The 14,337-nt window shown below is 64.2% G+C and carries 13 protein-coding genes; 7 read left to right on the top strand and 6 right to left on the bottom strand.

The window, feature by feature from the left end:
* The first annotated feature begins 87 nt into the window (after nt 1-87).
* Complete coding sequence (locus XI09_RS26740) at nt 88-360, top strand: helix-turn-helix domain-containing protein (RefSeq protein WP_027546217.1); 273 nt, start codon at nt 88-90, stop codon at nt 358-360.
* A 7-nt stretch (nt 361-367) separates the two neighbouring features.
* Here the strand turns inward: XI09_RS26740 and XI09_RS26735 are convergent, their stop codons facing one another.
* Both XI09_RS26735 and XI09_RS26730 read right to left on the bottom strand, forming a co-directional pair.
* Entirely contained in the window at nt 368-1,600 is a 1,233-nt protein-coding gene (locus XI09_RS26735) for an aminotransferase-like domain-containing protein (RefSeq protein ID WP_271569503.1), read from the bottom strand.
* Between the two features lie 88 nt (nt 1,601-1,688).
* Nucleotides 1,689-2,216: a DUF3124 domain-containing protein gene (locus XI09_RS26730; protein ID WP_271569502.1), complete on the bottom strand. Its 528-nt coding sequence runs from the start codon at nt 2,214-2,216 to the stop codon at nt 1,689-1,691.
* Nucleotides 2,217-2,283: 67 nt separating this feature from the next.
* On the opposite strand from XI09_RS26730, the gene XI09_RS26725 reads away from it, so the two are divergent.
* From XI09_RS26725 to XI09_RS26710, 4 genes are all read left to right on the top strand, one after another.
* Nucleotides 2,284-4,014, top strand: a complete 1,731-nt coding sequence (locus tag XI09_RS26725; protein WP_271569501.1) for a cation:proton antiporter — start codon at nt 2,284-2,286, stop codon at nt 4,012-4,014.
* A gap of 189 nt (nt 4,015-4,203) precedes the next feature.
* Nucleotides 4,204-5,280, top strand: coding sequence for a 3,4-dihydroxy-2-butanone-4-phosphate synthase (gene ribB / locus XI09_RS26720; RefSeq protein ID WP_271569500.1), 1,077 nt, complete (start codon nt 4,204-4,206; stop codon nt 5,278-5,280).
* Between the two features lie 131 nt (nt 5,281-5,411).
* Nucleotides 5,412-6,626: an acyl-CoA dehydrogenase gene (locus tag XI09_RS26715; RefSeq protein ID WP_135177394.1), complete on the top strand. Its 1,215-nt coding sequence runs from the start codon at nt 5,412-5,414 to the stop codon at nt 6,624-6,626.
* A gap of 179 nt (nt 6,627-6,805) precedes the next feature.
* Nucleotides 6,806-7,723, top strand: coding sequence for an MBL fold metallo-hydrolase (locus XI09_RS26710; RefSeq protein WP_271569499.1), 918 nt, complete (start codon nt 6,806-6,808; stop codon nt 7,721-7,723).
* Nucleotides 7,724-7,788: 65 nt separating this feature from the next.
* On the opposite strand, the gene XI09_RS26705 is transcribed toward XI09_RS26710, so the two are convergent.
* Both XI09_RS26705 and XI09_RS26700 read right to left on the bottom strand, forming a co-directional pair.
* On the bottom strand, nt 7,789-8,643 hold the full coding sequence (locus tag XI09_RS26705; protein ID WP_271569498.1) for a DUF1499 domain-containing protein: 855 nt from the start codon (nt 8,641-8,643) through the stop codon (nt 7,789-7,791).
* 230 nt (nt 8,644-8,873) lie between these two features.
* Nucleotides 8,874-10,502, bottom strand: coding sequence for a fatty-acid--CoA ligase (locus XI09_RS26700; protein WP_271569497.1), 1,629 nt, complete (start codon nt 10,500-10,502; stop codon nt 8,874-8,876).
* A gap of 65 nt (nt 10,503-10,567) precedes the next feature.
* Between XI09_RS26700 and XI09_RS26695 the strand changes: the two genes are divergently transcribed.
* Entirely contained in the window at nt 10,568-11,638 is a 1,071-nt protein-coding gene (locus tag XI09_RS26695; protein ID WP_271569496.1) for an extensin family protein, read from the top strand.
* Between the two features lie 36 nt (nt 11,639-11,674).
* On the opposite strand, the gene XI09_RS26690 is transcribed toward XI09_RS26695, so the two are convergent.
* Nucleotides 11,675-12,355, bottom strand: a complete 681-nt coding sequence (locus XI09_RS26690; protein WP_092188530.1) for a L,D-transpeptidase — start codon at nt 12,353-12,355, stop codon at nt 11,675-11,677.
* Between the two features lie 337 nt (nt 12,356-12,692).
* On the opposite strand from XI09_RS26690, the gene XI09_RS26685 reads away from it, so the two are divergent.
* Complete coding sequence (locus tag XI09_RS26685; RefSeq protein ID WP_271569495.1) at nt 12,693-13,670, top strand: magnesium transporter CorA family protein; 978 nt, start codon at nt 12,693-12,695, stop codon at nt 13,668-13,670.
* Nucleotides 13,671-14,050: 380 nt separating this feature from the next.
* Here XI09_RS26685 and XI09_RS26680 read toward each other — a convergent pair.
* Nucleotides 14,051-14,337: hypothetical protein (locus XI09_RS26680; protein WP_271569494.1), on the bottom strand; the 287-nt coding region annotated here is incomplete at its 5' end.

The raw sequence follows: 14,337 nt of genomic DNA, 5'->3' as shown, positions 1-14,337 counted from the left end.
GATCGCGCGCGAATTTGATCCGCGTCAATGAGGCCGGCCGCTTCCAGGCTAGGATGGCGCTTCCCGAAGGCGAACGTGGATAGACCAATGCTCAATCAAGTCATGGATTTTGCGGGCGAAGTGCTGCCGGGCAGCTGTGCCGTGCCGCCTTATTCGGAGACCGCGTTTCTGGCCGAGCTGGGCGACCGCTTGAGGTCCTCGCGCATGCGCTGCGACCTGTCGCGCCGGGAGCTGGCCCGCCGCTCCGGGATTTCCGAGCGCTATATCGCCCAGATCGAGGCCGGCAAGGGCAACGTCTCGATCGTCCTGTTGCTGCGGCTGGCCTCCGCGATCCACGGCAGCCAGCCCCAGGCGGCTTGATGAGGCGTTAAGCCCGCCTCTCCACATTGGCGCTGCGGGCGGGCAGGCCGAACTCCCTGCGGCAGACCTCGGCCAGCACAGCGACGCCCTCGCGGATCTGCTGATGCGTGGGGCTGGCAAAGCACAGCCTGAGGCGTGAGCTGGAATGGCTCTTGTTGGTCGACCATTCCGGCCCCGGATTGATCGAGACACCGGCAGCAAGCGCGGCCTGATACAGCTTCAGCGTGTCGACCTGGTCGGGCAGCTTCACCCACAGGAAGATGCCGCCCTTGGGCTCTTCGAACTCCGCCGCCGTCCCGAACTGCTCATTGAGGGCTTCCATCAGCGTATCGAGCTTGGTGCGCAGCGCCTTCGTCAGGGCCGGCACGTGGCTTGCAAAATGCGGCTTGCAATAGGCCGCCAGCACCATCTGCTCCAGCGCGCCGGAGCCGGCATCCGTCTTCAGCGACAGCATCCGCGACATCACATCCCAGGGCGCGACGATGAAGCCGACGCGCAGCGCCGGCGCGATCGATTTCGAGAACGAGCCGATATGGATCACGCCGCCGTTCGGGCTCATCGCATAAATCGCCGGCGGCCTCTGTCCCGACCAGACCAGATCGGCATAGCAATCGTCCTCGAAGATCGGCACGCCATACTCGGCCGCGAGCCGTACCAATTCAGCGCGGCGGCTCTCCGGCAAGATGCTGCCGGTCGGGTTCTGCACCGTGGGGATGGTGTAGATGTATTTTGGGCGGATGCCGCGGCTCTTCAGGTCGGCCAGCGTCGTGGCCAGCACGTCCATGCGCATGCCGTCCGCATCGAGCGGAATGCCGACGACGTTGACGCCGAGCCGCGCCAGGCGGGTCAGTGAGCCCTGATAGCTGTCCTGCTCGAAGATCACGGTATCGCCGCGGGCGAGCAGCGTATTGTTGACGAGGTCGAGCGCCTGAAGCGAGCCGGAGACGATCAGAAGATCGTCGACCGTGCAGTTGATGCCGGCATCTCGCTTCAGCTTGGTGACGAGGAATTCGCGCAGCGGCAGGTAACCTTGCGGACCATGCGCCAGACCGTAAGTGGCGAGCGATCGGCCCTCGCGTTGCAGGGCGAGGTTGGCCGCCTCGATCAGCTCGTCCAGCGGCACCTGCTCGGAATCATTGTTGCCACCGACGAAGCTGTATTTGGCAAGGCCCGTCCAGCGCGCGGAAGGGGCCGGCAGCCCTGCGGGAAACAGGGGCGCGAAATCGAAGCTGGACGTCATGGGAGCGTTCCTCGTTTTGTTCTTGTTGAGCGGCCGGCTTTGCGCCGGCCTGCTTTACGTCTTGCTGGCCGTCCGGGTCGGACGGCCCCTACTTCTTTGTGGCCGTCCTAGTCGAACGTCCCTGGCTGATGAAAGCGTAATGCGCATTGGCGACGCCGCCAACCATCAAGGCCTCGACCACCGGCTCGGCAATCTCGCCCGTTGCCGCCCAGTCGACGAGGAAATTGGCTCCGGTCCCGCCGCGCACGTCATCGGTCGGAATGAAGATCGAGACGGTGGCGAGCGGCCTCAAGGCCACCGGCGCCTTCAGATAGCTTTCGACCTGCTTGCCTGCGGTGTTGAAATAGGCGATGCGTTTGACCACCAGCGGCTGGGTCTCGGAGGCGTTGTGAACGCTCAAGGTCACCGAGAAATCGACGCGCAGCTTGCCCTGGCTCATCGCGACGCTGGAATAGGCCGGCACATAGAACCCGCCGGCGACGGCCAGTTCCTCCTTCGGCAGCGTGGTGAGCGAATCGGCAAAGTTTTGTTCGATATTGACCTTGGATTGGGCCGCGGCCGGCAAAGCGGACGCGAACGAACCTAGCAGGGCTATCAGCCAGAGCACGATCCGCATGTGACGAATTGCTCGCTTGCCGCGGCGCAACCCGTCTCTAGGGTGCGGCAAAACGGACCAATTTGGCATGCACGAGCTCATTCGCGACATCACTCTCTGTATCCTGTTTGCCTGGATGCTGGGCCTGCTCGCCCATTTCTCCCGGCAGCCGCTGATCCTGGCCTACCTTATCGCCGGCTTCTGCATAGGTCCATTCGGTGCCGGCTGGGTCAAGTCGCAGGAATCGATCAGCGTCATCTCCGAGCTCGGCCTGATCTTCATGCTGTTCATGATCGGCCTGGAGATCGACCTGAAGAAGATCGTGCGGGCGGGAAGGGTGATCCTGTTCGCGGCGGGCGGCCAGCTGCTCGGCGGCTGCCTGCTCGGGGTCCTGTTCTTCGCCGGCATCGGCCTGTCGCTCGGCGGCGGCCATTTCGATGCGGTCTATCTCTGTATCGCCTGCGCGCTGTCGAGCACCGTCATCATCGTCAAGGTGCTCTACGAGAAGCGCGAGCTCGACACGCTGCCCGGCCGCATCACGCTCGGCGTGCTGGTGCTCCAGGACATCTTCGCCATCCTGTTCCTGGCGGTGCAGCCGAGTCTTGCCAATCTGCAAGTGAGCGTCATCCTGCTCTCGATCGGCCGCGTCGCGGTGCTGGTCGCCGCTGCGCTGCTGATCAGCCGCTATGTGCTGCCGCGCCTGTTCCACCAGATCGCCCGCCGGCCCGAACTGATCCTGCTCGGCGCGCTCGCCTGGTGCTTTCTCGTCGCCGAGACCGCGGAGCGGCTGTCGCTGTCGCGCGAGATGGGCGCCCTGATCGCCGGCGTCTCACTCTCGACCTTTCCCTATGCGCTCGACGTCACCGCCAAGGTCACCACGCTGCGCGACTTCTTCATCACGCTGTTCTTCGTCGCGCTCGGCATGACCATTCCCGTGCCCGGCCTCTCCGTGATCGGGCTTGCCTTGATGATCGCGGCGTTCACGGTGGTGAGCCGGCTCGTCACGACATTCACGCCGCTCTACCTGATGAAGCAGGGGTTGCGTGCCAGCCTGTTGCCGGCCCTCAACCTCGCGCAGATATCGGAATTCTCGCTGGTGGTGATCCAGACCGGCGTCGCCGACAACCACATCGCCGCCGAAACGGCGAACGCGGCCTCCTTCGCCTTCGTGGTGCTGGCCGTGCTCTCGACCTTCGTGATGACCCGCAGCGACGAGATCACCCGCTGGGCGATCGGCCCGTTGAAGCGGATCGGCCTGCGCGATCTCGATCACGGCAACGGCCATGCCGAGGAGGGCCACGAGGGCGGCCACGGCGAGGCCCGCCGCATCGTCATCCTCGGCTTTTTCCGCGCGGCGAGCGCGCTGCTGGCCGAGATCGAACGGCAGGCGCCGGTGTTGCTCGAGCAGATCACGGTGGTCGATTTCAACCCCAATGTGTACCAGACCCTGCTTTCGCGCGGCTTGCACGTGATCTATGGCGACATCAGCAGCGCGGACACGCTGCTCCATGCCGGCGTCGGCAAGTCTGAGATGATCATCCTCAGCGTGCCGGATGCGCTTCTGAAGGGCGCCAGCAACGAGAAGCTGGTCCGCCATGTCCGCTCGCTCAACCCCACCGCTCTGATCGTGGCGACCGCCGACCTGCTGGCCGATGTCGGCGAGCTCTACGAGGCCGGTGCCAGTTACGTCACCGTGACCCGGCTCAGTGACGCCCACGAGCTGTTTACCGTGATCGAGGCCGCCCAGGCCGGCCTGCTCGCGGACAAGCGCGCCGAGCTCGACCTGCGGCTCGGTGAGCGGCGAGAGGTGCTGCCCTGACGGCGTCCGGCCATCTTCCTTCCGGGGTTTGTGCGCCTATATCCCTGGTATCTTCGGTGCAAGCCTGAGACCCGCCGCCCTGACGGCCATCCGGCATATGCGGTTGCGTCCAGGACACTAGCGCTTGGGGCCAAGTCCGGCTAAGGCGTCCGGCTGAGCCTCCGGCCCATAACCGATAGAGATTGGGAAATGCCCGATACCGTCCAGGAAGTCTTGCAGGCCTTTGCCCGGGGCGAGCTCGTCGTAGTCACCGACGACGAGGACCGCGAGGGCGAGGGCGATCTGATCGTCGCCGCCTCGCTCTGCACCGCCGAGAAGATGGCCTTCATCATCCGCCACACCTCCGGCATCGTCTGCGCGCCCGTGACCACGGAGGACGCGCGCCGCCTGCGGCTCGATCCCATGGTCGCCCACAACGATTCCGCGCACACCACCGCGTTCACCGTCTCGATCGACTACAAGCCCGATGGTGGCACCGGCATCTCCGCCGAGGAGCGCGCCTCGTGCTGCCGCGCGCTGTCCAATCCCAATGTCGGCGCCAACGATTTCGCCCGGCCCGGCCATATCTTCCCGCTGATCGCCAAGGATGGTGGCGTGCTGCTGCGCTCCGGCCATACCGAGGCCGCCGTCGACCTCTGCAAGCTCTCCGGCCTGCCGCCGGTCGGCGTCATCAGTGAGTTGATGAACGACGACGGCAGCGTGATGAAGGGCGAGCAGGTCGCCCGCTTCGCCGCCCAGCACAAGCTGAGACATGTCACCATCGCGGACATGATCGCCTATCGCCAGGCGCGCGAGAAGCTGATCGAGCGGGTCTCGACTTTCGTCACCGAGAGCCCGATCGGACCGCTCCAGGGCTATGCCTACCGCTCGCCGTTCGATTCCATCGCCCACGTCGCCTTCGTCTACAACGGCGTCGGCGACGGCAAGAACGTGCTGACGCGCTTCCACAAGCCGAACATTGTCAAGGACACCTTCACCGGCCACAAGCGCATGGCGGTCGTGCTTGAGCACTTCAAGAAGTCCGGCCGCGGCGTGCTGGTCTATTTGCGCGACGGCGCGGCCGGTGTCCCGGTGTCGCCGCTGCCGGATGAAACGTCGACGGAGGCCGACCGCAACCGCCAGTGGCGCGAAGTCGGCGTCGGCGCGCAGATATTGCGCGATCTCGGCGTCACCTCGATCCGGCATCTCACTTCCTCGGTGCACGACTACAAGGGCCTGTCCGGCTTTGGCATTGAGATCGTCGCCAACGAGCAGCTCGAGATCTGACGGCGTTGTTTCCGGGCTCGCGCCATTGCGCGCCCCGGAATGACCGAAACCAGGATGCAATTGCACTTGTTGCCGCGGCGCTTTACTTTGTCGGGCAATTCTTGACGGAACCAGACGCGAAAGGACGTTTCATGAGCGTGCGCCCTCAGGCCAAGGACAAGCCGGCTGCGGCTTCTTTCCAGTGGGACGATCCGTTCCTGCTCGACGAGCAGCTTACCGAAGACGAGCGCATGGTGCGCGACACCGCGCGCGCCTACGCCCAGGACAAGCTGATGCCGCGCGTCGCCAAGGCCTATCTCGAAGAGACGACGGATCGCGAGATCTTCAACGAGATGGGCGAACTCGGCCTGATCGGCATCACGCTGCCGGAGGAGTATGGCTGCGCCAATGCGAGCTACGTCGCCTACGGCCTGGTCGCGCGCGAGATCGAGCGGGTCGATTCCGGCTATCGCTCGATGAACTCGGTGCAGTCCTCGCTGGTGATGTACCCGATCTACGCCTATGGCGACGAGAACCAGCGCAAGAAGTACCTGCCGAAGCTCGCCAGCGGCGAGTGGGTCGGCTGCTTCGGCCTAACCGAGCCGGACGCCGGCTCCGACCCGGCCGGCATGAAGACCCGCGCCGAGAAGGTCTCGGACGGCTATCGCCTGACCGGCAGCAAGATGTGGATCTCGAACGCGCCGATCGCCGACGTGTTCGTGGTCTGGGCCAAGTCGGCCGCGCACGACAACCAGATTCGCGGCTTCGTGCTGGAGAAGGGCATGAAGGGCCTCTCCGCGCCGAAGATCGGCGGCAAGCTCAGCTTGCGCGCCTCCATCACCGGCGAAGTCGTGATGGACGGTGTCGTGGTTCCGGAAGACGCGCTGCTGCCCAACGTCTCCGGCCTCAAGGGCCCGTTCGGCTGCCTCAACCGCGCCCGCTACGGCATTTCCTGGGGTGCGCTCGGCGCGGCCGAGGACTGCATGCACCGCGCCCGTCAGTACACGCTCGACCGCAAGCAGTTCGGCAAGCCGCTGGCCGCGACCCAGCTCGTGCAGAAGAAGCTCGCCGACATGGAGACCGAGATTGCGCTGGGCCTCCAGGGCTCGTTGCGCGTCGGCCGCCTGATGGACGAGGGCAAGTTCGCCCCCGAGATGATCTCGATCATGAAGCGCAACAATTGCGGCAAGGCGCTCGACATCGCCCGCGTCGCGCGCGACATGCACGGCGGCAACGGCATCTCGATCGAGTACCACGTGATGCGCCACGTCCATAACCTCGAGACGGTCAACACCTACGAGGGCACCCACGACGTCCACGCCCTGATCCTGGGCCGCGCCATCACGGGCATTCAGGCGTTTTTCTGAGCTGCCGCGCGGTGAGCGTGTGAGACGATAGAACTCTCCGATTGCGTCATGGCCGGGCAAAAGCGCGAAGCGCGTCTTCGCGCTGGATGTCCCGGCCATCCACGTTCTAGCCGGCGAGAAGAACGTGGATGTCCGGGACAAGGCCGGGCATGACGAAGTCAGCAAGGTGTGAGCAAGCCATGTCCGACAACGACGACGTCCCGTTCAACCGCAACTTTCCACTCAAGGCCGGCGTCGTCGAGGAAGTCCGCCCCGGCGTGCGGCGCGTGCTCTGTAACAATCCGAGCCCGTTCACCTTCACCGGTACGATCAGCTACATCGTCGGCACGGGCAACGTCGCGATCATCGATCCCGGTCCGGACGATGCGGCGCATGCGGCTGCGCTGCTCGATGCCGTGCGCGGCGAGACGGTGAGCCATATCTTCGTCACCCACACCCACCGCGACCATTCGCCGAACACGGCGCGGATCAAGCAGGCGACCGGTGCGCCTGTTTATGCCGAGGGCCCGCACCGCGCCTCGCGCCCGCGCTTCGAGAGCGAGAAGCACAATCCGGAATCCGGCGTCGATCGCGATTTCGCGCCTGATACCAGGATCGCCCATGGCGACGTCGTCGAGGGCGCGGGCTGGCGCCTCGAGGCGGTGGCGACGCCGGGCCATACCGCCAACCATCTCGCCTTCGCCTGGCCCGAGCGAAAATTCAACTTCGTCGGCGACCACGTGATGGGCTGGTCGACCTCGATCGTTGCGCCGCCCGACGGCTCGATGATCGACTACATGGAATCGCTCGACCGCTTGGCCGCCCGCGAGGAGGATCTCTATTTCTCGGGCCACGGCCCCGAGATACCGGACGGCCCGCGCTTCGTGCGCTTCCTGATCCGCCACCGCAAGGCGCGCGAAGCCTCGATCCTGCATCGTCTCGCCAAGGGCGAGGCCGACATCCCGACCATGGTGCGCGCGATCTATATCGGCATCGATCCACGGCTGACGACGGCTGCCGGCTATTCCGTGCTGGCGCATCTGGAAGATCTGGTCGCCCGCGGTGTGGTGGCGACGGATGGCGATCCCGTGATTACGGGGACCTATCGGATGGCCTGAGGGCGAATGGCGAATAGGGAGTAGCGAATGGGCCCTTTCCATTCGCTACTCCCCACTCGCCAATCCTATTTCTTCACCGTCTTCGCCGGCGCCTTCGGCGGCGTCACCGGGGTCTTCTTCACCGGCTTCAGCGCGTCCGCATCGGCGGCCGTGTTGAGATCGTCGATGAATTTTTTGACGCGCGCGGCATTGCTGCCGAGGTCGCTTTCGAAATAGCGCGAGGCGGAACGGATATCGACGCGGGAATCGTCGCCGTCGGGCACGACCCTGATGGAAATGTCCTCGCGCAAACCCATGATCGGTGTGCGCGCCACCGCCTCGATGCGGCCGATGCGGCGCGGCGGCTGCGGCGCGCGCTCGTCGATGACGAGCCATTTGCGCTTGTTGACGAGCTGCAGCGCGATCGCATAGGCGCGGTCGACCGGGATCTCGAGTTCGATCGGCTCGATATCGGGATAGAAATGGCGCTGCTGCTCGGCCGAATAGAGGCCGGCATAAACCGCGGTATTGGCGCCTTCACCGGCGCGCAGTCGCGCCAGCGCGTCGAAGCGGGGCGGGTCGATCGGGTCGGTAGTGACGTCGTGGATCGCCGGCAGCTTGCGGTATTGCAGGCCGAGATAGGCGGGGTAGGCGAGGATCATGCCGTCGATCAGGAAGGCGAGCAGGATGCGCGCCATGCCGCGCGAGCCGTTCTGCCAGATCGCGGCGAAGCCGGCGAGGCCGAACAGGATCGAGAGCGCAGCGATGGCGAGGCCGCCGAAGAAGGTGACGAGCGCAGGCTTCGGCTCCAGAAAGCCGAACCGGACGACGATGATCGACACCGCCACCGCCACCACCGCGAACACGGCCAGATTGCGCGCCCAGCTGGCGAGGCTGGACACGGGCTCCGACTGGTAGGGAGCGGAAAACCTGCGGGCCATCGGGTGAGCTCTGCCGGGGTTTTGGGGGCGGTGCCGGCCGATTTGGCGCGACGATAGGGGCGTTGAGACCACGCCCCGGCGGCAAATTCAAGGGAGACCGGGTTGCTACTGCCCGTCATTCCGGGGCGCCCGAAGGGCGAACCCGGAATCTCGAGATTCCCCGGTGCGCAACTGCGCACCTGAGGTCTGGTCCTTCGGACCATCCCGGAATGACGGTGCGTGGTGCTTGGCTACGCCGCCGCATTCGGGAAGCGGTAATCCTTGAACTGGTCGCGCAGCGCGGTCTTCAGGATCTTGCCGGTGGCGGTGTGCGGGATGCCGTCGACGAAAGCGACGTCGTCCGGCATCCACCATTTGGCGATCTTGCCGTCCATGTACTTCAGGATGTCCTCGCGGCTGGCCTGCTGGCCCTGCTTGAGCTGCACGATCAGCAGCGGCCGCTCGTCCCATTTGGGGTGGAACACGCCGATCACGGCCGCCTCCGCCACGGCCGGATGGCCGATCGCGAGGTTTTCGAGGTCGATCGAGGAGATCCACTCGCCGCCGGACTTGATCACGTCCTTGGAGCGGTCGGTGATCCGCATGTAGCCGTCCTCGTCGATGGTCGAGACGTCACCGGTGTCGAAGAAGCCGTCCTCGTCGAGGATGTTGGTATCGATCCGGTAATAGGCCCTGGCGACGGCGGGGCCGGAGACCTTGAGGCGGCCGAAAGTCTTGCCGTCCCAGGGCAGCTCCTTGCCGGCATCGTCGGTGATCTTCATCTCGACGGCAAAGGGTGCATAGCCCTGCATCTGGAGCACGTCGAGCCGCGCATCGCCGGTCGCGTTCTGGAACGGTGGTTTCAGCGCGGCGACGGTGCCGATCGGGCTCATCTCGGTCATGCCCCAGGCGTGGCGGACGTTCGAGCCCATGTCGAGGAAGGCCTTGATCATCGAGCGCGGCATCGCCGAGCCGCCGCAGATCACCATCTTCAGGTCAGGCAGCTTCAGATTGTTGGCGGCCATGTGCTGGAGCAGCATCAGCCACACCGTTGGCACACCCGCGGTGTGCGTCACCTTCTCGGTCGAGAGCAATTCATAGACCGAGGCGCCGTCGAGCTTGGCGCCGGGCATGACCAGCTTGGTGCCCTGCGAGGGCGCGGAGAAGGCGATGCCCCAGCTGTTGGCGTGAAACAGCGGCACCACCGGCAGCATCGTCTCGGAGGCGCTGGTGCCGAGCGCATCGACGTTGTTGGCCATCAGCGCGTGCAGCACGTTGGAGCGATGCGAATACAGCACACCCTTCGGATCGCCCGTGGTGCCCGACGTGTAGCACATCGCCGCCGCCGTGTTCTCGTCAAAGTCCTTCCATTTGAACTTGCCGTCAGCCTGTGCAATCCAGTCCTCGTAGGCCATCACGTTCTTCAGCGTGGTCTCAGGCATATGCGCCTTGTCGGTCAGCACGACGTAGCGCTCCACGCTTGGCAGGTTGTCGGCGATCTTCTCCAGGATCGGAACGAAGGTGATGTCGGTCATCACGACGCGGTCCTGCGCATGGTTGATGATCCAGGCGATCTGCTCGGGGAAAAGGCGGGGATTGACGGTATGGCAGATGGCGCCGATTCCCATGATGCCGTACCACACCTCGAGATGGCGCCAGGTGTTCCAGGCGATCGTTGCGACGCGGTCGCCGAGCTTGATGCCGTCGCGCTCCAGCATCTGCGAGACCTTGAGCGCCCGCTTGTGGATTTCGGCGTAGGTGGTGCGATGGATCGGTCCCTCGACCGATCGCGTGACGACCTCCTGCTTGCCATGAATCCTGGCGGCGTGTTCGATGATCCGGTGGCAGAGCAGGGGCCAGTCTTGCATCAAACCAAGCATTCCGACGTTCCTCCGAGAAGTCGCTGGACGCGTTATCGCTCTCAGCGTTGGGCCAAAGAATTGTCATGAGTTTTAGCCTGCCGGACTTTCGCCGCAAATGGTCTTGTCGCGGCTATATGTCCGCCGGCGCGGCAATGGTTACCGCCGCGCTGGGGCTAACGCTTGTGCTCGCGGATCGGGCGGAGGCGCGAAAATATGCTGCGCCGCTTGATATCTTTGGCTTTGGTACACCACGGCCGCGCGCGACGGTTCATTCAGTCAAGATCCCGCTACCGAAACCACGCCCCGAGGAAGCCCCCAAAGCACCGGACGAGGCCGCACCGGAGGCCGACGGCAAGCCTTCCCCGGACAAGCCGGCCGAGGCCGCGCCGCCACCCGAGAAGCAGGTCTCGGCCTGCCGGCTCGCGCTGACCGAGGAGATCGCGATTGCACCCTCCATTCCGGATATCCGTGGCCCCGGCGGCTGCGGCGGCGAGGACCTGGTGCGGCTGGAGGCGATCGTGCTGCCGGACAAGCGCAAGGTAGCGGTCAAGCCGGCGGCGATCCTCCGCTGCACCATGGCGTCTGCGATCGCCGACTGGGTGCGCAAGGACATGGTGCCACTGGCCACCAGCCTCGGCTCGACCATCGCCGATCTCGACAATTTCGATAGCTTCGAGTGCCGCGGCCGCAACCGCATCGCCGGCGCGATGCTGTCCGAGCACGGCAAGGCCAACGCCCTCGACGTCCGCGCCATCAAGCTCGCCAACGGGCAGTCGATTGGCCTCACCGATCGCACCATGTCGCGTGACGTGCGCGAGCGTGTGCTGCATTCGGTGTGCGCGCGCTTTTCCACCGTGCTCGGCCCGGGCTCGGACTGGTACCACGAGGACCATATCCATCTCGACCTGGCGCAGCGGCGCAATGACTACCGGATCTGCCAGTGGAACGTCTGGGATCCCCTGCCGCAGATCGCTCCGCTGCTGCCGGCGGAACGGCCCGAGGAGGCGCCGCCGCGCGAGGTCGCGTCCAAGCCTGAGGCAAAGGATGGAGCTGATGATGAGGCGGCGGAGAAATCCCCCGCGCCTGCGGACAAGTCGGCGGCCAGCGGCGACAAGGTCCCGCAGCGCAAGCCTGCAACAAAAAAGCGCCGGTAAAACCGGCGCTTTTGAAAAGCCTCGGGAAAGGCCGATTTAGTAGGAAGAATTGGAACCGCCACCCTGGAGCGCAAGGCGCGAATTGTAGGGCGAGTCGCCGTGCTTCGGCTCGAGCACCACGACGATGGTGCCGACCTTGACCCGGTTATAGAGGTCGATCGCGTCCTCGTTGGTCAGGCGGATGCAGCCCGACGAGATGGAGGCGCCGATATATTCCGGCTGGTTGGTGCCGTGGATGCGGAACAGCGTGTCCTTGCCGCCCGAGTAGAGATACATCGCGCGGGAGCCCATCGGATTGTCCGGACCGGGCGCAACATAGGTCGGCACGCCCAGGCGCGAAATCTCGCCCGGGGTCGGATGCCAGGCCGGCCACTCGGTCATGCTGCCGACCTTGGCGATGCCCGACCAGGCCATGGCTTCTTCACCGACGGTGATGCCGTAACGGATCGCCTTGCCGCCATCCAGCACGTAATAGAGGTAGTGGTTGTCGGAATCGACCACGATCGAGCCGGGCGACTCTTTGCGGTGGTACTCGACGATGGCGCGCCGGAACGGCTCTGCGACCGGGGTATTCTCGTACCGGACCTTGGCGAGCAGTTCCTTGTCCTTCGGCTTGAAGGCCTTGGTGTCGGTCGCCTCGAAATGCGTGGCCTGCATGCAGCCCGACAGCATCAGGCCGGCGGCCAAAATCCCCAACTTAACTTTCAGCGACGACATGATTTGGTTCCAATCAAAACAATACCGCGCGGGAAAGCCTGAGCTTAGCGCCCAAGTTCCTCGACTCCGTTAATCCCATTATCGTTGAAATCTGCCACAATTCCAGCACTCAAGGCCTTTTCCCGCGCTGCGAGACCTCAGCTGTGGCTTTTTTGCCGCAAGTTTTTCGGCATTGAGCGGGTTTTGGGGCAAAGCGTGCCGAACTGTCGATTCCGTGCCACGGTTGGGCCACGGCGTCGCCACAAATGCAAACGCTCCGTTAATGTGCTTGTCATGATGAACTTGTCAGAATCGCGCTAAAGGCTGTCATTCTGTCGCAGGTTCTCTGGAGTTGTTCATGTTTTCGGTGTTTGTCCCCTCCGAGTCCTCCCTCAAGAAGGCTGTCGTCGAGGATCTCACGGCGCTGCCCGAGAACGCAGTCTGGATCGACCTCTTCACTCCGAGTGCGGTCGAGGACAAGGCGGTGGAGCGGCTGGCGGGCATCGCCATCCCGACCCGGGAAGACATGCAGGAGATCGAGATCTCGAGCCGCCTCTATATCGAGAACGGCGCGCGCTACATGACCGCGACGCTGATGTGCCACTCCGATACCGATATGCCCCGGACCACGGCGGTGACCTTCATTCTCGGCGACCACCGCCTGGTGACGGTGCGCTACGACCTGCCGAAGCCGTTCGCCCTGGTTGAGGCCAAGCTCGCCCGCTCCTGCACGCCGGCGATCACCGGCGAGATGGTGCTGATGGAACTGCTGGACGCCGTGATCGACCGCTGCGCCGACATCCTGGAGCGCTGCGGTGCCGAAATCGACCAGGTCTCGCACGACATCTTCGAGCCCGAGAGCGAGCGTCACGGCCATGCCAAGCAATATTCCCAGATCCTGATCTCGATCGGCCGCAAGGGCGATCTGACCTCCAAGGTTCGCGAGAGCCTGGTCTCGATCGGCCGCGTCGTCGCCTTCCTTTCGGCGGTGGTGGAGGGCGTGAAATGGTCCAAGGACATGCGCGAGCAACTCAAGACCATGCAGCGCGACGTCTCCTCGCTGACCGACCACGCCTCTTATCTTTCCAGCAAGATCACCTTCGTGCTCGACGCCATGCTCGGCGTCGTCAATCTCGAGCAGAACAACATCATCAAGCTGTTTTCGGTCATGGCTGTTGTCCTGATGCCGCCGACGCTGATCGCCTCGATCTACGGCATGAACTTCAAGTCGATGCCGGAACTCGAATGGGTGCACGGCTATCCGATGGCACTGGTGCTGATGCTGATCGCGGCCATCGTCCCGTACTGGATCTTCAAGTGGAAGAAGTGGCTCTGATACCTACCGAGACCTTACGCCGTTCGTAGAGACATGGTGGTTGGTGTCGCAGAATAGAGCGAGATTGCGGCCGTGCGGTGATGCGTGCCTGCCGCCCCAATTCCTCCGGTAAAATTTGAGCAGTGAGCTGAACGTTTGCGCGAAACTTGTCTGCGATAAACAGGGCGTAGCCGCGAGGAACAGCCATGGTTGAAAAACACATAACGTCGCCCCGCAACGTCATCGATCTGGCGAACTATCGTCAGGTCCTGGCGAGCGGTAAGGCGTCGTCGATGTCGGCACGCATGTGCCGGCACTGTGGTGCTCCGCTGCTCGATGGTGAGAACGACGACGACTGCTCGACTGCATTCAGCACGGCCACGCCACGGCCACGCGAGAGGTCACGTCGGATTCGACTCGATTGAGGAACGGAAGGTAAGGGCGATCCAGGTCTTGCGGCGGCTTTGTCTGGATCGCCTTGCTTCCCATGGTACTGTTTCCAATTCCGTCATTGCGAGGAGCCCGCGACAAAATTGCGAAGCAATTTTGCGCTGGTGCGACGAAGCAATCCAGACCGTCTCTGCGGAGATTGTCTGGATTGCTTCGCTTCGCTGCGCTCGCAATGATGGGGTGGACGGCCCCCGAACGGCATCGGTGTGCCAGACTGGTGATGTTGAGTCGAACCAGA

Origin of the sequence: Bradyrhizobium sp. CCBAU 11386 (assembly GCF_028128955.1) — a bacterium.
In the GTDB taxonomy this organism is placed as follows: Bacteria; Pseudomonadota; Alphaproteobacteria; order Rhizobiales; family Xanthobacteraceae; genus Bradyrhizobium.
The sequence above is the reverse complement of the archived record's forward strand: the minus strand, read 5'-3'. Positions and strand labels throughout refer to the sequence as shown.